Origin of the sequence: Methanococcus voltae PS (genome assembly GCF_024807035.1) — an archaeon.
GTDB classification, from domain to species: domain Archaea; phylum AGJL01; class Methanococci; order Methanococcales; family Methanococcaceae; genus Methanococcus; species Methanococcus voltae.
Window position 1 is genome coordinate 173778 of record NZ_JANUCQ010000002.1, and the last position, 20376, is coordinate 194153.

The following is a 20376-nucleotide window of genomic DNA, read 5'->3' on the forward strand; positions in this document are numbered from 1 at the left end:
TTTTATAATTTTTAAGGCTTGAATTTAGAAATTAAAATACATGCTAATAAGTTAAAAATAATTTAAAAATAATTTAAAGATGATGATTGATAGTGATTATATATGCTAAAAGGAATAATTAAGGGCGAAATCGAGAAAAAAACCATAACGCAAATTTATGGACCTCCAGGAAGTGGTAAAACCAACATATGTATTATTGCTATGATAAAATATGCTAAAAATAATCAAAAAGTAATATACATGGATACAGAAGGTAGTTTATCCACAGAAAGAGTTAAACAGATATGCCCTCAAGATAGTGACGGTATTTTCAAAAATACACTACTTTGCGAACCTTACACTTTTGAAGAACAGTGTAACATTATTGAAAGTCTAGAATCGGTTGAAAATATCGGTTTGATAATTGTTGACGGAATTTCATCATTATATAGGCTAGAGCTATCAAACAATGTATTCCATAATACCGAATTAAACCGTAATTTGGCTAAACAAATACATATATTAAATAAAATTGCTAAAAAAAACGATACTGCCGTACTTTTAACTAACCAAGCGAAAGATAGCGTAAATTATAAAATTTCAGATACGGATTACAATAATAAAGATTCTAGTGAAAATGAAGGAAAAAATCACAATTTTAGAAATTCTAAAGTTAAAAATTCGTTTGATGATAGTTTTGAACCTACAGGGGGCAAATTATTAGCATACTGGAGTAAATCAATACTAAAATTGGAAAAGTTTAAAAATTTTAGAAGATTAACACTTGAAAAACATAGATTCCATAAAGATGGTGAATATATTGATTTTCAGATTGTTCAGCAGGGTTTAAAAGAGTTAACTGGCTTTAATGAATCAGAAAAGTTTAAAAATTCTAAGAACGAATTAAATAATATAACAAATGGTATAAAAGATATAAAAGATATAAAAGAATAAAAGAATAAAGAACGATATAAGCTGATATAAAATATATAACTATACGTTAATCGTTATCAAAGGGAAATCATGGAAGTTACTGGGAAAACTCTTGAAATCATGGAAGCTATCGAAGGTATATGTACTACAAAAGAAGTAGCGGAAAAATTAGAAACCCACCCTAAAAATATTGACCGGCATATTCGAGTATTAAGGGATTTAGGACTTGTAGAAACACGTAAGGGTAAATTTGGAGGTATTTGCCTTACAAATGAAGGAAAATACTTATTGAAGAAAAAACATATAAATCTAATAAGTATAAAGGTTAGAATTGTTGCAAATGACAAAATCGGATTATTGGCAGAAATTACGTCAACAATTTCTGGAAAAGGTGGCAATATCTTAGCTACTACCTTGGAGAAGGAAGATGAAAGAGTCGTAGTTTGGTTAAGTCTCGAAAATCTAGATTTTGATGATTTGAAGAAAATATTAAAAGATAAAGTTATAAAGGTGTCGCTAGTATGATTGAGGTAGAAATAAAAGTTTCTCTTGAAAACAAAGATATTGAAAAGATAATAGCTGATTTAAAGGATATAGGATTCAAAAAATCAGGTATTAAGGAACAAATAGACGTTTATTATAATGGAATAGATAGAGATTTTAGAGAAACTGATGAAGCTCTTAGAATTAGACGTTCTGCTAATTTAAACGAGGATTTATCAGTAATTAATGAAAATACCTACGTGACATATAAAGGTAAAAAATTAGATAAGATTTCAAAAACACGTGTAGAGCACGAAACTGCGGTTGAAGATATCGATACGATGGACAACATTTTTAAAAGTTTAGGGTTTAAAAGCGTAGAACCAGTTCGTAAAGTTAGAAAATTGCTTAGAAAAGTAATTGGTGCGACAGAAGATGAATATATAGAAGCTTCCATAGATAAAGTTGATAATGTCGGACAATATTTAGAATTGGAGATTACTGTGGAAAGTTTTGAGCAAAAAGATGAAGCACTTGGAAAATTATTTTCAGTTTTGGAAGAAATTGGAATTGATAAAAATAATCTTGAATTAAAATCTTACTTGGAATTAAGGGACGAAAAATTAGGAATTAATTAATTAATTAATAAATTGCTTAATAATACGTACCAAATACGTAATATAAAATTAATTCTTTAAGTTTAACTAATTAATTGCCTAAATAAGTCAGTTAACTACGGTTAATTCGATAAAAATCGATATAATAAACTATATATATAAAAAACTTTAAATATTAACTAATTAAATTAAAATGTGACTTAAACCCATATAAAATTAAATAAATTTAGAATCAAGTAAACTTTATTTGGAGAGGATATTGTGGATAGCAGGAAGTTAGTTGCCATAATCGTTGGATTAGCGATGATAGGCTCGACAATACCGTTATTTTTAATGAATTTTTAATAAAATTCTACAGTACTTATTTGGTATACATATAGAGTATATATGGAGCTATATACCATCCATTGGGAATATAGGGGAAAATAAGATAGTGTATATTTAAAAAATGGCAACATATTGTATTTTATATACTATCTAAACTTTTTTGATTAAATTTTAATTATTTGTTTATCTATTTGATTGATTATAAAAACGTTAAAATATGATAATATAAATAATTATATGTTATAGAATATCTTTTATAAAATTTATATGTTAAAAGAGGGATAATATCAAATTAATATCTTGGAATGTCAATGGAATTAAAGCAATATTACAAAAAGGGTTTGTTGAGTTTATAAAAAACAAAAATCCTGACGTAGTATGCCTACAAGAAATTAAAACAAACACTCCATCTCAAATTCTTGATTTATCAGAATATAAACAATATTGGAATACTGCTTCTAAAAAGGGTTATTCAGGAACTGCAATATTTACAAAGGAAAAGCCTGAAAATATTACATATGGAATGAATAATTTTCCAGATGATGAAGGTAGGGTCATTACTGCAGAATACGAGAATTATTATCTTGTAAATGTATATACGCCAAATTCTCAGCGTGGTTTAACCAGATTAGAATACCGTATATCGTGGGATTCCAAATTTTTGGAGTATTTAAATAGTTTAAATGAAAATAAACCAGTTGTATTTTGCGGAGACTTAAATGTAGCGCATAAAGAAATTGATTTGAGAAATCCTAAAACGAACAAAAAACATGCCGGATTTACTGAAGAAGAAAGAATGGGTTTTGATAAATACGTTGAAAATAATTACGTAGACACATTTAGAATATTTAATAAAGAGCCTGACAACTACACCTGGTGGTCTTACATGCACAATGCGAGGGCTAAAAACATTGGTTGGCGTATAGATTACTTTTGTACGTCCGATTCACTTGTTGATTACGTAAAAAACTCTATAATTATGGATGAAATTTATGGTTCCGACCATTGCCCCATACAGTTAGAATTGGATTGTTAAGAATTAAAAAAGTTAAATGATTAAAATAAAGTATTAAATTAATTTAAATTAATTTAATATCTATTAAATAATTACTTAATAGATATTTACTAGTTATTTAATAGATATTCAATATTAAATTATTCAATTGTTATTTTTTCAATAATTACATCTTCTACTGGCCAGTCTTGGAAGTAGCTTTTAGTTCCTGTTTTAACTTTTGCTATTTCGTCTAAAACTTCGAAACCTTCGGTTAATTCTGCAAATACTGCGTAACCATAGTTCATATCATTTTTGTAATCTAAAAATGAATTGTCAATGTGGTTTATGAAAAATTGGCTTGTAGCTGAATCTACAGCGTTTGTTCTAGCCATTGCTAAAGTTCCTCTTTTGTTAGATAAACCGTTCTTAGCTTCGTTTTTAATTGGAGCTTGTGTTTCTTTTTGAACCCCATCTTTTGTAAAACCTCCACCTTGAATCATGAATCCGTTTATAACTCTATGAAAAATAGTATTGTCGTAAAATCCTTCTTCAGCATATTTTTTAAAGTTTTCTACGGTTATAGGTGCTTCTTTTTCGAATAAATTTACTTTCATTGTACCTTTGTTTGTAACGATTGTTGCAATCAAAATTTCACCAGTTTAATTATACTCTATTATTTTATTATGCTATTTTATTATGCTATTTTATTATAGTATATTATAATATAGTATTGTTTTATTATGTTATTTTATTATATTATTAGTTTATTTTATTATTTTATATAATATTTGTTTAGTATATTATTATTTTCTAATATTTCATCATTTTATAAAATTGTTTTTATTTATAAACTATTATCCAACTTACAATGTACTATAATTAGATACCATACTATATAAAGAAGTATTGCATTTAAATTTTATCAATACGATAAAATGACCTTTGATGTAGGTCATATATATAGATACTGGACTTGTCCCATATGAAAAGTATATAATAGGATAATAGACATATTATATAATATACAGTTAATAAATAATTTGAGGGGTGCAAATATGAAAGAACTGTATGAGAAGATGGTAAATGAAGCGATGGCTGCTCAATGGGCAGATGTTGAAGTTATAAAAGCCAAAAGAGGTACAGAGTACAAATTAACAGATGGTAAGCCATACGTTGACGCAGTTCAAAAAATGGAGGCAATTGGTGACCAATGTAAAGAAGTAATTGATTTACACAAAAATTCAGTGCAAACTCATTACGATACATTGTGTGATTTAACAGATACGGTACGTCCAGAAGACGACCCATTTGTAGAACACTACCAGACTCCCGCTATATTGGAAATACTTTATAATGAAGACCCTAAATTTAGAGAAGCCGTTGAAAAATTTATAGACGCGGTTGAAAAGAACCGTGCATTAATTGGAAAAGAAGTAGTAAGAAGATACGGCGGATTTTATGGACCTACTTGTGTAGTTGATTTTGCACTTATACCTGGAAGTACCAGTAATGTTGTAAATCAAATACTTAGGAAAACAGATATTCCTGAACATTACAAGCAAGCTATATTAGCTTCCAAATCTTGGGGTATGAATACATCATACGGGATAGGAGATAAATTTGCCCACGCGGTAGAGGATGGATTAACACTTAATGAAGCTATGGATAAAGAAATAGATACCATAAAGATGATTTATGATACACCAATACAAGCACAAACTAAATTAATGGAAGAAGCGGGACATACAAGCTTTGATGTATTTAAATATATGCAAGACTACAAGAAAAAAATGGATGGCACAGTTAAAAAAGCTTTAGATGCTGAAGTAAACTATGGAAACATTGTTACAGTACCTGCTTACTGCGTAGGGGATATTTCTCACCACATTGCACAATCTACATACAATATGTGTAAAGATGATGTAATAATGGCAGTAATAGAAGCTACATCTAAAGTAATGGACAATACATTGCGAAATAACTTAGATAAGTTCAAAACAGAGTTTGATGTATTATCTTTAGCAACCGGCTCCACGGCTGCTGCTGTTGAATATATATTAGAACTTGACGGATTTAATGCTCCAACAGTTGTAGAATTACTTACACAAAGATTCCATAACTATGTACAATTATACCCAAAAAGAGGGGCTGCTGCAGAATTGCACAACCACGACTTTATGGACATGGTATATAGAGGTTGGAAAACACTTGATAAAGCTAGAAGAATGAAGAATGGTTCAGGAGCTAAATTGGTACCAATGGTTAATGATATGCCAGTAGATTTAGACCCAATTGCGGAAAATGAAGTTTTAATGAACCCACAAAGATACGCATATCCTGCCTGTGCTATAACAGTTAGATTCTCATCATTAATGAGATTAGCAGATTACCCTTGTTTATTAACAAGTGAGCCAGTTACTGCCACAATGATGACAAACGTAATTGCTTTACACAAAAATAACCCAGGAGCGCCTGCTAGAGTATGTAAAAAATGTGCTTCATCCTGTTTAGTAGACTTCAGACACGAATACTGTCAATGGAGAGAATCAGTTTAAATCATGAATAGCTAATAAAAAATAAAATAAAATAAAATAAGGAATAAATTAAAATAGATTAAAATAAAATAACTTAGAATACAATACTAAATTAAATATTTTCATACCAACTCTAATTTTTTATCGGTTGTTTAACTAAGCTTTATAATAAATTTTAGGTAACTTTAATATAGATGATAAATGTAATAGTTACATATCTAATAGATTAATATACTTAGTATATCTAATAGATAATAAATTCTATAAATTCTATAATGTTTGAAATAACTGATAAATTATATTTTGATTTTTTAGTAGCATAAAAGGGTGTTATTATGAGCATTGTTAAAAAATCTATTGCAGAATTGGTTGGAACTTGCTTTTTAGTGTTTTTTGGTACAGGTTCTGCAATTATGGCACTATTAATATCGAGTGATTTAGGTACAACAGGTATCGGAATACTCGGTGGAATTGGAGAATGGCTGGCGATTGGTATGGCATTTGGTTTGGCGATAGCGGCTTCGATTTACGCCGTTGGTGCTGTTTCAGGTGCACATTTAAATCCAGCTGTTACAATAGCCTTGTGGGCAGTTAAGGAATTTGAGACAAAAGATGTTATACCATACATTTTAGCACAGTTAACAGGTGCTACACTTGGTTCGATACTTTTAATCGGCTGTATAGGTGCTTCGGCAGCTACTATCGGTGGTTTGGGTGCTACGGCTCCTTCAGCAGGATTTACTTATATGCAAGCTATGCTTGCTGAAATAGTTGGTACATTCCTATTGATGATAACCATAATGGGTGTAGCGGTTGATAAAAAAGCTCCAAACAAATTTGCAGGACTTGTAATCGGTTTAGCAGTTGCAGGAATTATTATCACCATAGGTGGTATTTCAGGAGCTTCAATTAACCCAGCAAGGACTTTTGGACCTTACTTAATGGATATGTTCTACGGGATTAATTTATGGGTATACTACCCAATCTACGTTATTGGTCCAATATTGGGGGCATTAATCGGTGCTTTCATTTATAAATACATAAGGGAAGAATAAATATAAAAAGCTTAAAAAAGTATTTAAAAAATAAATATTCCTATTTTTACATTTTTTTAAAATAAGTTTAATTTAAAAGATTATTTAAAAAGTTTAATTTAAAAATTAAAAAAAATTGATATTTATTAATATTTATTAATATTTATTATTATTATTATTTATTCATTATCTAAGCAAATAGATGATATTTTCTTCAATTTCATCCTTAGGTTTTTGCGTTATACTTGACAAACCTTCTGCAAATACCATTGCATATTTCATAACGTATTTTCTCTTTTGCTCTTCTTCTTTAGCTTTTCTGATTCTTGAAATGTAGTTGTTTAAATCTCTACCACAAATCATTAAAGCTTGCCTTATTTCATTAAATATCTCTTCGTTATCTTCAGCACCTGTTGAAATTGCTTGCTTACCTGCTGAAGTATATGGTATGTGTGTTGAGATTAAGTTAACGAATATAGTTATTGGTGCGTCTTCGTCGCTTCTTAAACCATATCTTTTCCAATTGACACTTTTAACGGCATTTGTTAAACCACAACCTGTGGTATCAAATAATAAAGGTACGTGGTTTGAGTTTCTCATAATTTCCATTTTTCTACCACTTTCCCCAAGTCTTCCTGCATTACCACCGTATGCAATACCAACTTCAACCGCAAAAGGAATTCCCCCTTTATAGGTTTTAGGTTTTCTTGTTAAGGTCTTTAAGAAATTTGGTTCAAGTGTTTCAAGTGATTTCAATATGTTTTCATCACCAATAGGTCTTAAACCTATTGTAGATGGTGCCATAAAGTCCATATCTTGGAGAACTGAAACCAATAATTCAGCTTCTTTCCAATCAATTTTTTTAGGGTCACTTTTTAATAATTTTTTAATTCCTTTCTTGTATTTTTCCAATTCTTCATCGGAAACCATCGAAAATTCTATCAAAGAGTTAACAAAGCTTTCGGGTCTTTTTGTAATATACCTTACTTTTTTCCTGAAATCATCCATTTGTGAAGCATTTAAGTACTGTTTGCTTACATATTCTACAAAATTCTCTGGTTTCTTTTTAAATTGGTTTCTAATTTCTTTGATATGTTCTTCATCTAATTTATTAAATAAGTAATCAGTAATTATGTATTTCAAGTAGTATTGTTTTAATTCTGATAAACCTTCAGGCAATCCCAAAATTAAATTGTTTACTTCTTCAATTTCTTTTTTATCTAAATATTTACCGAATTTATCAAAGTAATATTTAAAATCCGCATTTAGATAGCATTCTATAACAGTGTCCCAGAAAAAGCTATCTCTGTACTGTTCCAATAATTTATCCCTTAAAATGTATAATTCTAATTCCTTAACTCTTTTAGTAGTTACCCTTGATAATTCAGAGCTTAACATACTTGAAAGTCTTGAACTTTCTGTTTCTCTTGCAATGTGTAACATTTCATCAGTTGTTAAACCGTGAGGGTGTGGTTTCATTTCCTCAGGCTTTTCTGGAACCTGGTAAACTGTCCTGTCGAATAAAACTTCTTCTTCAGGGTCTTTTAAAGTTATTTTAGAGTGCGGTGTTGATAAACTAATTCTCCTAAGGTATTCAAAAGGTCCTTGCTCTCTCCTACTGTAGGTTACTTCTTTAAACTCGCCATCTACTTTTGTACCCCGGTACATTCCTTCTCGTGTTTTGTGGCTTACTACATCCCCTTCGTTCTTAGAAATACTCATTTGTATCTCCATTTCGTGGATAATGCCATCGCCTGTTGAAGTTGTAATTTTTAAAGGTTTTCCTGTGGTCATTTGTGAAAATAACAAAACACCGGCTGCACCAATACCTTGTTGTCCTCTTGATTGGATTTGCCTGTGTAATTTTGAACCTGCTAGCATCTTACCAAATACTTTTGGCACGTATTTAGTAGGTATACCCGAACCGTTATCCTCTACAATGAGCCTATAGTATTCATTGCCCAATCTTTCGATTGTTACATTTATGTCAGGCAATATTTCAGCTTCTTCACAAGCATCCATGCTGTTTGTTACCAATTCATGTATGATGGTGGTCATACTTCTTAATTTACCACTGTAACCTAACATGTGCTTGTTTTTTCTAAAAAATTCGGATATTGAGTGTTCTTTAAACTCATCGAATAAATTGACTTCATCAGCCATAATATCACCAACATTAATATTAGAAATAATTGTGTAATTGTATGTATTTTATCTAAATTTACGTAAATTGATTTATTATTTATTTTACATCAATTGTAGTATATTTATTGTAGTATATTAAACATATAGTATTAAATGCTAAAATTTAAATTATGCCAAATAGCTAAATAAATCATAATATAATTTAAATATTTTACTAAATATTTGACATTTTTACCATTCTTATTATTATTTTATTCTTTATTTTATTCTTTAGTATTATTTTACAAGAATATTACTTCTTGCACCTTGTCCAATTCCTTCGTTTACCGTCGTTTCTATCCATTCAATACTATCCAAAAGTCCTAAGTTATCCAAACCATTTTTAATATGTTCTCCGAAGTATTCTGACATTTCTTCGGCAGTTGTGGATTTTAATGGCAACATTAAAACGTCACAGCAAGGGAACATGTATTTTTTAAGCGTTCCGTTATGGTTATACTCTATAAACAAATAATCGTCTTTTATTTCGTATTTTACTTCAGGGTGGTATTTTGGAAATAACAATTTGTGGTCCATTTCATTTGCAAGCTCTTTTACAATGTTTTTAATAACTTTAAAATCACATACAAAATCAAATTGTCCCGTTTGCTCACCAGATACTTTGACGTCTATATAATACGAATGCCCGTGGATTACACCGCAACTTTCGTGTCCAAATACAATGTGAGCTGCGGAAAATCTTAAACCGCCGTAAATTCCGTTTAATTCAATAATCATATTGTCACCTTCATCAATGTATATTATTTTATTATATTATACTATTTTTTTATTTTATTAGTCTATTTTATTTTATTATTTTATACTTTATTAGTCTATTTTATTTTATTTTTTATATTTTATTTTTTATATTGTTTGAAGTTGTTGAAAATGTTTAAATTATTACATGGATATATCAGATATAAATATATACCTAAAAATGTGTTAAAATACAAATTATCCAATACGCAAGTATTTTATAATAAATTAATTTAAAATAAATATTCGTTATAATGTATAATATACTATTGCATGATGCTATATAAACTTTTATAAGTGTGAAAAAATGAGTAAGGACTTAAAAAATTCAAAATATTGGGTTAATAAATTAGATTTAGAGTCGCATATTGAAGGCGGTTATTTTAAAAGGATATACGAATCTTCCGAACGCATACATATAAGTCAACTTCCAGAGTACTTTAGTAATACTAACGAAAATAAAAAAACAAGCTTAGAATACAGATATTTATGTACTGCAATTTATTACCTATTGGAAAAAGGGCAAGTTTCAAAATTCCACAGGATAAAATCCGATGAAACTTGGCATTTTTACGCAGGAAATTCACTCAATATTTACACGATTCAAGATGGAAAAATTATAACAAATAAATTGGGGAATAATTTGGAAGAAGGCGAAAATTTTCAAATAACAGTCCCAAAAAATACATGGTTTGCTGCTGAACCTTTAGGGGATTATACACTCGTTGGCTGTACTGTTTCACCGGGTTTTGAATATGTAGATTTTAAAATGGCGACGTTGGAAGATTTAAAAAATAGTATTGATGAAGTTAATCTAAGTAATTTAAATGAAGAGACACTTTTAAAATTTGTTTCATTTGATTGTAAGAAATAATACTTTTATTTCTTTTATTTCTCTTTTTATTTCTTTTATTTCTCTTTTTATTTCTTTTATTTCTCTTTTTATTATAATTTTTCTAATCCCTTTAATGCTTCAAAATTATCACTCATTAGTATCGAGATAGAAGCTCTTATTTTTTCAATATCCCAATTCCACCATTTAATATTTAATAGAAGCTCTATTTTTTCATTACTAAACCTTTTTTTAATTACTTTTGCGGGGCAACCGCCTACAATTGTGTAAGGTGCTACATCTTTGGTTACGAGGCTTCTAGTACCTATTACGGCACCGTCCCCGATTTTTACGCCTGGCATAATAAGAGATTCGGCACCTATCCAAACGTCATTACCGATTATAGTGTCACCTTTTTTTACAAAACTTTCGGGGATTTCAGTATCTAAATCAATAGGGTTATTTGATACGATAGATAATGGATAAGCAGAAATATAATCATAACGGTGCCCTTGATTTCCCCCCATTATGAATTTTACACCCGAAGCTATACTACAAAACTTACCGATTATTAGTTTATCTACATCTTTGCCCTTGTCTTGCTCATCTAAGTACATAATGCAATCTCTAAACGAATGACCGTGATAGTAACCGGAATAATAAGTATATTCCCCGATTTCTACTAGAGGGTTGTCTATTTCTTCTATTGTAACGTTTTTTCCAAAATCGTGCACACTTGAGTTGTCGATATTCATAATTTGAATATCCCGGTATGAATTAAATAATTTAGCCATAATTTCACCATTTTAATTTATTTAGATTGTTTAGCCGATATTGCAAAAATATATATCATATAATTTCTATATATAAGCTTTTAACAAGCTCTTAAAAACTTAGTTACATATACTATGATATTATATATTATAAATACAAATTTAATAAATTACAAAGTTATAAATTAGATATTAATTTATAAAATTATAAGAGTATATTATTATAAACTGTAAATTAAATAACTATAAGGTTAAAAATTATAAATCAATGAACTTATGCGAAAAATTCACATATAAGGACTAAACACGGTGAAAATATGCTTGATTATGAAAATATCGAAGTTGTGAAAATTCCAAAAGAAAGAACTGGCGTTTTAATTGGAAAAGGTGGAGATACCAAGAAAAAAATAGAAAAAGCTCTTGGTATTGAAATAGAAATAGATGAAGAAGGGGAAGTTACAATATATTCAACTGAAGAGCAAAAAGATGCCCTTTCTTTATGGAAAGCTAGAGACATTGTTAAGGCTATCGGTAGAGGCTTTAGCCCAGAAAAATCTTTAAAATTACTTTCTGACACATACATGTGTGAAATAATGGATATTTCAGAATATGCAAACTCAGAAAGAGCCATTATGCGTGTAAAAGGTAGAATAATCGGCAGTGGCGGAAAATCTAGAAGATATATTGAAGAATTAACTGGGACATACATTTCAGTCTACGGTAAAACTGTTTCAATCTTGGGAGAATTTGAGCAAGTTCAGATATCAAAAGATGCCATAGAAATGATATTAAAAGGCATGTCACACGCTAAGATGTACAAATTCCTTGAAAGACACAGACAAAGTGTAAAAAGAAGAGAATTAGAATTATGGAAATAATTAATTGATACTTAATAGGTATTCTATTATGTTGTAATATCAAAATAATTTTAATTTATTCTATTTTACTTTAGTATTTACTTTATTATATTATTTATTATTTTATTATACTTTACGATATTTTACTATAGTTTCAAATCGTCATTATTTTTAAAATAGCCCTACTTTTTTATCAGTAAATTTTTACGACACAGTATAATTTCCACAAATAAAATGCTAAATTATATATTTAATCAATACTTATACATCTAAATATGTAAGGATATATTCATAAACATGGCGTAAATAATATTATTATGTACGATATATTATAAAAAAAGTACGTTGTACATCGTATATTGATACTAATTCATAATATTTATATATTGTAGATAGAATACTTATTATATTATTAAGTATAAACTATTAATAAATTCATATAGTATGTATCAAAAATTAAAGTTGTGTATCTAATTAATCTACGAGTATAGGTTTAATTATTAATCTAAATCGTAGCATTAATGCAAGTTGGAGTGGCTAAAATGACGAAAGAGGAGTTAAAAGAAAGTAACCTTAGTAAAAGCATAGACCCCCCTAGTAATTTTAATAGTAATAAATATAATAATCACGACCGAAACGAAAAAACAACTATGGCCGAGAAAGGTAATGAACCTAAAGATGATATTGGCAATATTAAAAATGTAAATGAAACAAGTATTTCAAACATTTCTAGTGAATTATACGCCTCAGATTTTGAAATATTCAAATCAAAATGTAGGGTCTGTAGTTTAGAGGAGTTTGACCCTAGCATATTAAAGAAAATATCTGCCTTATTTTCAAGCGAGGTAAGGGCTAAAATATACATATTCCTAAGAATGTGTCCCGAAAGCACCGTGGAAGAAATAGCTGAAGGTACAAATATCTATTCGTCTACCGTTAGAGACTATATTGTTGAAATGTATCGAAACGATTATGTAATTAGAAAAAAAATCAAAAAAAGCAAATTTGGTAAAAAACCATACGTTTATTGTGCAATAGAACCTACAATGATGGCTAGAAAGGTATCAAAATCGTTCCAAGAAAAAATAAATTTATTGGCAAATATAGATATGTTCTTTAACCCAAAGCACGAAACAAAAACGGTATTTGTGAATATTGGTAACAAAAAATAGATTTTTCAAAAATAACCCCTTATTTTTAATTTTTAACTTTTAATTTTTTATAGTCCTTTATTGATTATGCCACATTATTTATAATTTTAGTATATGTTAATTCTATTAGTTTTATCCTATTTTATCCTATTTTATTATAATATTATGAAAATTAATACGAAAATTGCGTACTCTTTTTTAAAATATTAAAATAGTGAGTTAATTCCTTTTAATTTAAAAAAAAGCAATAATTATTCGAATATCTAAAATCAAATAAAAAATTATATAAAACAATAACGTCATAAATTAATTAAATTAATATATAAAATTATTTCTTTAAGTGATACCTAAAATCATTAATATTCCTAATAAGCAATATTTATATAAATTTATTAGTATTTTAGTATTATTTAATTAAATAAATATAATTACCAATCGGTGATACTATGAATCTCGAAGTTTCAGTTACGGAAGCAATGAGTGCTCCTGTAAAAACCGTAGGGTTGGATACTACACTATATGAAGTGGCCAATACACTAAAAGAACACGGAATCGGTTGTTTAATTGCTCTCAACGATTTACAAAAACCTGTAGGAATAATTACCGAAAAAGATTTAGTTTTAAACGTAGTTGCTAGAAACTTAAAATCAAAAGAAATAACCGTTAGGGAAATAATAAGTTCTAAAAAATTGATATCCATCTCTCCAAAATCCACAGTGATGGATGCAGCTAAAAAAATGGACGAATTAACAGTTAAAAGATTACCTGTTATCGATGGAGACAAACTATTTGGAATTATCACAGTTAGTGACATAACAAAAGTTTCACCAGAGTTATTTAACTTACTTTTGGAAGCTTCAATAATCCATAATAATGAAAATGAATACGATTTCGTAAAAAAAGAAGAAATGACTGGTATTTGTGAAGTTTGTGGAGCTCATGACAGTGTAAACTTTGTAAATGGGAAATACGTATGTAGAAACTGTTTGGAAAGTGGATTCCAAAGTAAAGAAGAAGAAATGAACGAATATGAAAAGTATTCTGAAAATTACGAAGATTACGAAGATTACGAAGAATACCAGAACGAAGATTTAAAAGAATAAGTGAAATAAAAATCAATAATCCAAAAATTAATACACTAATTAAATAAAATTTATATATTTTAATTTTTTATATGCTACCAACATATCAAATTAGTCATTTAACTAATTATTTAGTTAGTTAATTACCTAATTTACTCATTATAATTGAATATTACATACATTTTAAATAAAAAATGTAACGCATAACCAATGAAGATTAGAGGGATATTTTGAAAATAACTTCCGTAATTAATCCTGAAAAACAAATAATTAAATTATTCCCTACCACATCTATAATAGACGCATTAACTATTATGAACAACAAAAATGTAAGAAGATTAACTGTTGTTGATGCAGGAACCAATAGGGTAGTAGGTGTTTTAACAAATACGGACATAGTTAATCTATTTGGTGGCGGTTCAAAATATAACTTGGTTAAATCCAAACACAATGGAAACTTTTACGCAATGATAAACGAACCAATTAAAGAAATAATGACAGAAGACCCGATAAGTGTTAAAGAAACAGCTTTAACTAAAGAATTAGTTTCTTTATTCGTTGAGAGATATGGTGGCCTACCAATTGTTACAAAAGAGGACATATTGATAACTTTAGTTACAGAAAGAGATTTATTATCAAAATTAAAAGATAAATTAGATAAAAATTTAAAAATTAAGGATTGCATGACTAAAAATCCTGTACTAGCCTCATTGGGTCAAACTTTGGGCGATGTAGCCAAAGTAATGTTGAGAAATGGATTTAGAAGACTTCCAGTAGCTTCAGAGGGTAATTTAAAAGGAATTATTACCTCTACGGACTTTATAAAATTAATTGGTAGTGATTGGGCGTTTGAAAAACTTAAAACGGGCAATATTGAAGAAATAACGGATACAAGAATTAGTGAACTTATGAATAAGGATGTTAAAACATTGAATCCAGAAAATAGTATTATAGAAGCAGTTGATTTAATACTAAACAATAATTTCGGAGCAATTCCTATTGTAGACCCAGAAAATCCTGAAAAAATAGTGGGTATCATAACTGAAAAAGATATTTTATCTTGCTTTTGCAAATAAGTATATTAAATAATCTCCTTTTTAATTCTTAATTTATTCTATATTAGGTTATTCTTTTATTTTTTTAATATATTCTTTTTATTAATTTTTTAGTTTTATCTTATTAGATTATTATTTTATTAGATTATTATTTTATTATTATTATTTTATTTATTTGTTGATAAAATATAGTAATAATGAAATACATACATTTATTTTATAAATTCTCCTCATATCGACATTTATATTTAAAAATATATATTTTATAGTAGTTACAACCAAAACTAAAGGATATAATCCGTTAAATCAATAAATTATATATAGATAAATAACAATACATAATAATACTTTCAATTCCGCATATTTTTTAATAAATATGGTAACTTACCCCTAAATTCTGACAATATCATCCACAAACGGAAATATCGGTCTTACGTATCGGTAAATCGAATTGAAAATAACTTAGAAATAAATTAATTAGTGGAAAAATTAATTAGATGTCCCATGAATTAAATATCAAATATGCAATTAACTATTTGGTTATTTGTCATATGATTTGTTGTAAGATGCCAAATTTTAATTGCAAAATAGAAATGACACCCCCAAATAGCATATGAATAAATATGGCTATAAACGTGTCCGTAATCTTAAATCATAGCGATTAAATTAGATAGGTGGACTAGAATGCAATATAGGTTAGATATTGTAGAAACAGATTATTATTTAGGTTTAATAGATAAATACGATACTTTTGTAGAGTGTATCGTACGAAATCCTGAAATTAAAGAATACTTTTCTGAATTAATGACCAAAATTGCAAGTTGCATGAGATTATTTGAAAACTTGTCCTTGCTTTATAAAGGTCATATTGCAGATTTCAAAGTTTCGAAGAGCAATAACTACGCTTTATATTATTTAGAGACCTTCGAAGGCTTAATGGATGAAAAAAGCCATACTTCAAAAATATTGGAGTATAAAAGGGTTGAAGAAAATACGCACTATATTATATCTGGAAAATTTGTAGAAAAAGCCCCTCAAACTCATAAATTCCAAATATTAAATCACATTGCTAATTATTTGATAAAAATAGTTTGTAAAATTAACAAAATCAAAGAATTTGATGAAAATGGCTTTGAAAATTTGAAAGAATTGTTTGATAGTGGCAAGTGTAAAATTTCTATGGAATATATGTATTAAATAATTTAAAATAATATTTGTAAATAGTAATTGTAAAGTATTATATAACTTTAAAATAGTGTTTATATAGTTATTACGTATTAATCTTGTATTAATACTGCATAATGGTGCAAATATTGCTTAATACCAGCATAAACAGAAATTAATAACCGATACGTACTTAATATAATAAATAAATAGTAAAATTTACCAAATAACTATTTTTAACTTTATGCATATTTAAAAATAATTTAACAAAGTTAATAAAATTCAATAATAAACATATATCTATTTTGTAAAATTTCACCCTTTGCCAAATATCTTTGGAAATATAATTAGCATATAACCCCGAATAAAAATAGGATAGTTACATATAAATATTATAAAATATTATATAGTAAAAAAGTTAAAAAATTAATCAAATAAGAGTCTTTTAATAATATTTGCTTTTAAAAATTCAACGAGCTTTATTAGGTAATAATTTATTAATATGTACATTATTAATCAATAATTAATAAAGATAAATGAATTCGTTGCACACTCATTATTTGAAATGATTTGCATTTCAATAGCTTGAACTATCTGATATGTTTTATAGTTAAATTAACCGAATAGACCTTTCGGGGTTAATTAGTTGGTTGGCTTTAAATATGTGCGGATACGTTGGCTCTTTTATGATAATAAGAAAACACTGGTAGATACATCTATCAAAAAATATAGAAACTGTAATAAAATACGTAAAAATACGTAAAAATACAACTAATCAAAAATAAACACTATTAAGGTGAAAATATGGCTGGAACAAAACCATCTGAATTAGGAGCATTGAAAGAAGGACAATACGTAGTTATTGACGGTATCGCATGTAGAGTTGTAGGTACAGCTCACTCAAAACCTGGTAAACACGGTGGTGCAAAAGTAAGATTAACCGCTATGGGCATCTTTGAACCTACCAAAAAAGAACACGTTGGACCTGCAAGCTCAAGAATCGACGTTCCACTTATCGACAAAAGAAAAGGACAGATTTTAGCACTTGTTGGAGAAGACCAAGTTCAATTAATGGATTTAGAAACATATGAAACATTAGAATTAGATATGCCTTCAGATGTTCCAGGTATCGAAAGCGGTGTAGAAGTAGAATACTTCGAAGCTATGGGTAGATACAAAATCACAAGAGTTATCAGCAAATAATTAAGCACAATAACTCTAAAAATCTAATTCATACTTTTATATTCTCATACTTTTTTAAAAATAAGTTATTTTATAATAATTTATAATAATTTATAATAATTTATAGTAATTATTAATAATGTTTTAATAGTATAATTTTATTATAGTGTAATACTTTAGAATAAAACAATTAATAAATTTAAAATTAAAATTAAAACTTGTTATTTAAAATATTTAAAATAATTACAATATTTAAAAGTGTTAGTTAAGTTAATTAATTATTTAATTTGCGAGAGGATTAAATGTTTGAAAATATAATTACTGACTTACCATCTTCTTTAATGGCTTTGGTAATTTTAACCCTCGTTATAAACTGGGGCTCTTCAAAACTCGGCGATAGTTTACATACGCTAGGTGTTAAACTACATATCCCAGATTCGGTTAGGGGTGCAACTTTCGATGCAGTAAGTTCCTCATTTCCTGAATTGGTAACTGCATTAGTTGCAGTTTTAGTTTACAACCAATTTTCAGATGTAGGTTTATCAACGGTAGCAGGTTCTGCTATTTTTAACATATTAATAATACCAATGTTCTCGATATTCTTCTATAAGGCTGCTGTAACTAGTAAAAACAGTAAAGCCAACATTAACAAAGATGACGATGACGATAACGATGGCAATAATAATAATGACACGATTAAGGTTGAGAAAAAAACAATTTTAAGAGATACATTATTCTATATATTATCCATTGGTGCTTTGATATTTTTCACATTGCAAGGACAATATACCGCTTTTTCAGGTTATGTTTTGATAGCCATATATTTAGCGTATTTAGTAGTACTATACTCACAATTTAAATCTCATAAAAAAGAAATGCAACAATCAATCCAAAATGGAGAATATTGTGACGAAGAATGTGAATTAGAAGAAGATACAACTTATTCAGAAATTATGTTCTGGATAACTGCAGGAATTTTTATAATTTGGTTCGCTATTGATGGATTGGTTCAGGCTGCAATTACGTTATCGAGTATATTAAGCATACCTGTGTTTATTACCTCGGTTATCATAGTAGCTGCTTGTACATCGATACCTGATACAATATTATCTGTCAATTCTGCTAAGCGTGGGGATGCTGATGGTGCAATAGCTAATGCGATAGGTTCCAATATATTCGATATTTGTATTTGTTTGGGTTTACCGATGATTATTGCGGGGGCAGTTTTACCAGTGAACCCTTCGGACAGTTTGGGAGTTTTAGCCTTTGTAGTAATCTCAATGGTAACTACTTCAGGGCTTTTATTGAAAAACAAGATAACAAAAAAAGACGCATATTTAATGTTCTTTGTATATTTGTTATTTATTGCATATATTGTTGCAAAAACTTTCAACATAATTCAAATTTAAAATACCCTATAATACATTATAATATCTAAAAATACGTTAAAATAATATAAGTAATATAAATAAGTTATATAATTTAAAATAATATAGAATAATTTAAAATACCGATAATTATTCCAATTTTTTTAAATTTTAATACGTTTATTAAAATATAATATTATTTTGAAATATCGAATATGAAACTATTATATAATAGTACTAACATATAGATACATACCGGACGGTAGGTAGATAGGCATGAATAATCTTAAATTAGAGAAAAATCAGAATGCAGATACGAGAGAAATAATACTACAAAATGCTACAGAATTATTTTTAAATAATGGGTATGATAGAACTTCCTTAAACGAGATTGCAAAATCTTCAGGAATTACAAAAGGGGGCATTTATCATTACTACAGCAGTAAAGAAAAATTGCATGACGCAGTTATAGAATATATTTTTTCAAAGTTATTTAACCCATTATTGGAAGATATAAAAAAAGAAAAATCTTTTAAAAGAATTATCGAGATAGCTTTAAATTTAGATGAAGAATATGAAGAACCAAAAACTCTTTGGGATAAATACAAATATTTAAAACTTTTTATTGATTATTTAGAGAAAACTCCTAAATCTCTTAAAGAAATTGATACAAAATACAATGAACTTCATAGAATAATTGAAAAAAAATTTATTGAAGCTCAGAATAGCGGTCAAATTAAATCAGAAATTAATCCTGTAAAATTCACCGTAAAGTTATTTTCAATTGTGACAGGTTTAAGACATGAATCAAATCGACCCGATATCGAAAAATATATTAGCGAATTAAAAAAAGAATTTGCAAAAGAATTATGGGATTCCATAAAAATTAAATAATTTTCCAAAAATATAGTTAAATATTTTATAATTAGCATGTGTGTTCTTTTAATTATCTTTTTTATTTTTTATCTTATTTTTTAATTTATTATTTTAATATATTACTTTTATTTTTACTTTTTATTTTTACTTTTTATTTTTACTTTTTAATTGGATAATAAACTTCATTATTGAT

Annotated in this window: 19 protein-coding genes; 15 read left to right on the forward strand and 4 right to left on the reverse strand. The window is 27.9% G+C overall.

From position 1 onward, the window contains the following. Positions 1-102: 102 nt before the first annotated feature. The 4 genes from M2325_RS04040 to M2325_RS04055 all read left to right on the forward strand — a co-directional run bounded on the left by M2325_RS04040 (position 103) and on the right by M2325_RS04055 (position 3375). Positions 103-933 (forward strand): AAA family ATPase, encoded by an 831-nt coding sequence (locus M2325_RS04040; RefSeq protein WP_259051419.1) that lies wholly within the window; start codon positions 103-105, stop codon positions 931-933. Positions 934-1002: 69 nt separating this feature from the next. Beyond that, positions 1003-1437 (forward strand): Rrf2 family transcriptional regulator, encoded by a 435-nt coding sequence (locus M2325_RS04045; RefSeq protein ID WP_209591491.1) that lies wholly within the window; start codon positions 1003-1005, stop codon positions 1435-1437. Then, positions 1434-2033, forward strand: a complete 600-nt coding sequence (gene cyaB / locus M2325_RS04050) for a class IV adenylate cyclase (RefSeq protein ID WP_209591492.1) — start codon at positions 1434-1436, stop codon at positions 2031-2033. Before M2325_RS04045 ends, cyaB begins: the two co-directional genes overlap by 4 nt. Before the next feature lie 592 nt (positions 2034-2625). Next, entirely contained in the window at positions 2626-3375 is a 750-nt protein-coding gene (locus M2325_RS04055) for an exodeoxyribonuclease III (protein WP_209591533.1), read from the forward strand. Positions 3376-3494: 119 nt separating this feature from the next. Here the strand turns inward: M2325_RS04055 and M2325_RS04060 are convergent, their stop codons facing one another. After that, positions 3495-3983 carry a peptidylprolyl isomerase gene (locus M2325_RS04060; protein ID WP_209591493.1) on the reverse strand — a complete coding sequence of 163 codons (489 nt, stop codon included), beginning with the start codon at positions 3981-3983 and terminating at the stop codon, positions 3495-3497. Positions 3984-4391: 408 nt separating this feature from the next. Between M2325_RS04060 and M2325_RS04065 the strand changes: the two genes are divergently transcribed. Beyond that, positions 4392-5891: a DUF2193 domain-containing protein gene (locus M2325_RS04065; protein WP_209591494.1), complete on the forward strand. Its 1500-nt coding sequence runs from the start codon at positions 4392-4394 to the stop codon at positions 5889-5891. A 314-nt stretch (positions 5892-6205) separates the two neighbouring features. Then, positions 6206-6925: an MIP/aquaporin family protein gene (locus M2325_RS04070; protein ID WP_310572592.1), complete on the forward strand. Its 720-nt coding sequence runs from the start codon at positions 6206-6208 to the stop codon at positions 6923-6925. A gap of 165 nt (positions 6926-7090) precedes the next feature. Here the strand turns inward: M2325_RS04070 and M2325_RS04075 are convergent, their stop codons facing one another. Both M2325_RS04075 and M2325_RS04080 read right to left on the reverse strand, forming a co-directional pair. After that, positions 7091-9067, reverse strand: a complete 1977-nt coding sequence (locus M2325_RS04075; RefSeq protein WP_209591496.1) for a DNA topoisomerase VI subunit B — start codon at positions 9065-9067, stop codon at positions 7091-7093. A 258-nt stretch (positions 9068-9325) separates the two neighbouring features. Further along, a complete protein-coding gene (locus M2325_RS04080) occupies positions 9326-9826 on the reverse strand; it encodes a 6-carboxytetrahydropterin synthase (protein ID WP_209591497.1) in 501 nt (166 codons plus the stop codon). Between the two features lie 325 nt (positions 9827-10151). Between M2325_RS04080 and M2325_RS04085 the strand changes: the two genes are divergently transcribed. Further along, complete coding sequence (locus M2325_RS04085; RefSeq protein ID WP_209591498.1) at positions 10152-10718, forward strand: cupin domain-containing protein; 567 nt, start codon at positions 10152-10154, stop codon at positions 10716-10718. Positions 10719-10789: 71 nt separating this feature from the next. Here the strand turns inward: M2325_RS04085 and M2325_RS04090 are convergent, their stop codons facing one another. After that, positions 10790-11431, reverse strand: coding sequence for a CatB-related O-acetyltransferase (locus M2325_RS04090; protein ID WP_245314927.1), 642 nt, complete (start codon positions 11429-11431; stop codon positions 10790-10792). A 335-nt stretch (positions 11432-11766) separates the two neighbouring features. Between M2325_RS04090 and M2325_RS04095 the strand changes: the two genes are divergently transcribed. From M2325_RS04095 to M2325_RS04130, 8 genes are all read left to right on the forward strand, one after another. After that, complete coding sequence (locus M2325_RS04095) at positions 11767-12327, forward strand: 16S rRNA 3'-interacting factor aDim2p (protein WP_209591499.1); 561 nt, start codon at positions 11767-11769, stop codon at positions 12325-12327. Between the two features lie 521 nt (positions 12328-12848). Next, positions 12849-13478 carry a helix-turn-helix domain-containing protein gene (locus M2325_RS04100; protein ID WP_259051421.1) on the forward strand — a complete coding sequence of 210 codons (630 nt, stop codon included), beginning with the start codon at positions 12849-12851 and terminating at the stop codon, positions 13476-13478. A 425-nt stretch (positions 13479-13903) separates the two neighbouring features. Continuing rightward, positions 13904-14560, forward strand: a complete 657-nt coding sequence (locus tag M2325_RS04105) for a CBS domain-containing protein (protein WP_209591501.1) — start codon at positions 13904-13906, stop codon at positions 14558-14560. Between the two features lie 209 nt (positions 14561-14769). After that, positions 14770-15615 carry a CBS domain-containing protein gene (locus M2325_RS04110; RefSeq protein ID WP_209591502.1) on the forward strand — a complete coding sequence of 282 codons (846 nt, stop codon included), beginning with the start codon at positions 14770-14772 and terminating at the stop codon, positions 15613-15615. Between the two features lie 663 nt (positions 15616-16278). Continuing rightward, the gene (locus tag M2325_RS04115) at positions 16279-16791 is read left to right on the forward strand and encodes a hypothetical protein (RefSeq protein ID WP_259051425.1); all 513 of its coding nucleotides are present in this window, start codon (positions 16279-16281) and stop codon (positions 16789-16791) included. A 771-nt stretch (positions 16792-17562) separates the two neighbouring features. Continuing rightward, positions 17563-17961 (forward strand): translation initiation factor IF-5A, encoded by a 399-nt coding sequence (locus M2325_RS04120; RefSeq protein WP_209591504.1) that lies wholly within the window; start codon positions 17563-17565, stop codon positions 17959-17961. 281 nt (positions 17962-18242) lie between these two features. After that, complete coding sequence (locus M2325_RS04125) at positions 18243-19349, forward strand: sodium:calcium antiporter (RefSeq protein ID WP_259051428.1); 1107 nt, start codon at positions 18243-18245, stop codon at positions 19347-19349. 234 nt (positions 19350-19583) lie between these two features. Further along, positions 19584-20201, forward strand: a complete 618-nt coding sequence (locus M2325_RS04130; protein WP_209591506.1) for a TetR/AcrR family transcriptional regulator — start codon at positions 19584-19586, stop codon at positions 20199-20201. Positions 20202-20376: the final 175 nt, after the last annotated feature.

Bases quoted from the DNA above. Each gene is read 5' to 3' on its own strand.
- M2325_RS04040 (WP_259051419.1), top strand. From the start codon at position 103: ATGCTAAAAGGAATAATTAAGGGCGAAATCGAGAAAAAAACCATAACG.
- M2325_RS04045 (WP_209591491.1), top strand. From the start codon at position 1,003: ATGGAAGTTACTGGGAAAACTCTTGAAATCATGGAAGCTATCGAAGGT.
- cyaB (WP_209591492.1), top strand. From the start codon at position 1,434: ATGATTGAGGTAGAAATAAAAGTTTCTCTTGAAAACAAAGATATTGAA.
- M2325_RS04065 (WP_209591494.1), top strand. From the start codon at position 4,392: ATGAAAGAACTGTATGAGAAGATGGTAAATGAAGCGATGGCTGCTCAA.
- M2325_RS04070 (WP_310572592.1), top strand. From the start codon at position 6,206: ATGAGCATTGTTAAAAAATCTATTGCAGAATTGGTTGGAACTTGCTTT.
- M2325_RS04075 (WP_209591496.1), bottom strand. From the start codon at position 9,067: ATGGCTGATGAAGTCAATTTATTCGATGAGTTTAAAGAACACTCAATA.
- M2325_RS04080 (WP_209591497.1), bottom strand. From the start codon at position 9,826: ATGATTATTGAATTAAACGGAATTTACGGCGGTTTAAGATTTTCCGCA.
- M2325_RS04085 (WP_209591498.1), top strand. From the start codon at position 10,152: ATGAGTAAGGACTTAAAAAATTCAAAATATTGGGTTAATAAATTAGAT.
- M2325_RS04090 (WP_245314927.1), bottom strand. From the start codon at position 11,431: ATGAATATCGACAACTCAAGTGTGCACGATTTTGGAAAAAACGTTACA.
- M2325_RS04095 (WP_209591499.1), top strand. From the start codon at position 11,767: ATGCTTGATTATGAAAATATCGAAGTTGTGAAAATTCCAAAAGAAAGA.
- M2325_RS04100 (WP_259051421.1), top strand. From the start codon at position 12,849: ATGACGAAAGAGGAGTTAAAAGAAAGTAACCTTAGTAAAAGCATAGAC.
- M2325_RS04105 (WP_209591501.1), top strand. From the start codon at position 13,904: ATGAATCTCGAAGTTTCAGTTACGGAAGCAATGAGTGCTCCTGTAAAA.
- M2325_RS04115 (WP_259051425.1), top strand. From the start codon at position 16,279: ATGCAATATAGGTTAGATATTGTAGAAACAGATTATTATTTAGGTTTA.
- M2325_RS04120 (WP_209591504.1), top strand. From the start codon at position 17,563: ATGGCTGGAACAAAACCATCTGAATTAGGAGCATTGAAAGAAGGACAA.
- M2325_RS04125 (WP_259051428.1), top strand. From the start codon at position 18,243: ATGTTTGAAAATATAATTACTGACTTACCATCTTCTTTAATGGCTTTG.
- M2325_RS04130 (WP_209591506.1), top strand. From the start codon at position 19,584: ATGAATAATCTTAAATTAGAGAAAAATCAGAATGCAGATACGAGAGAA.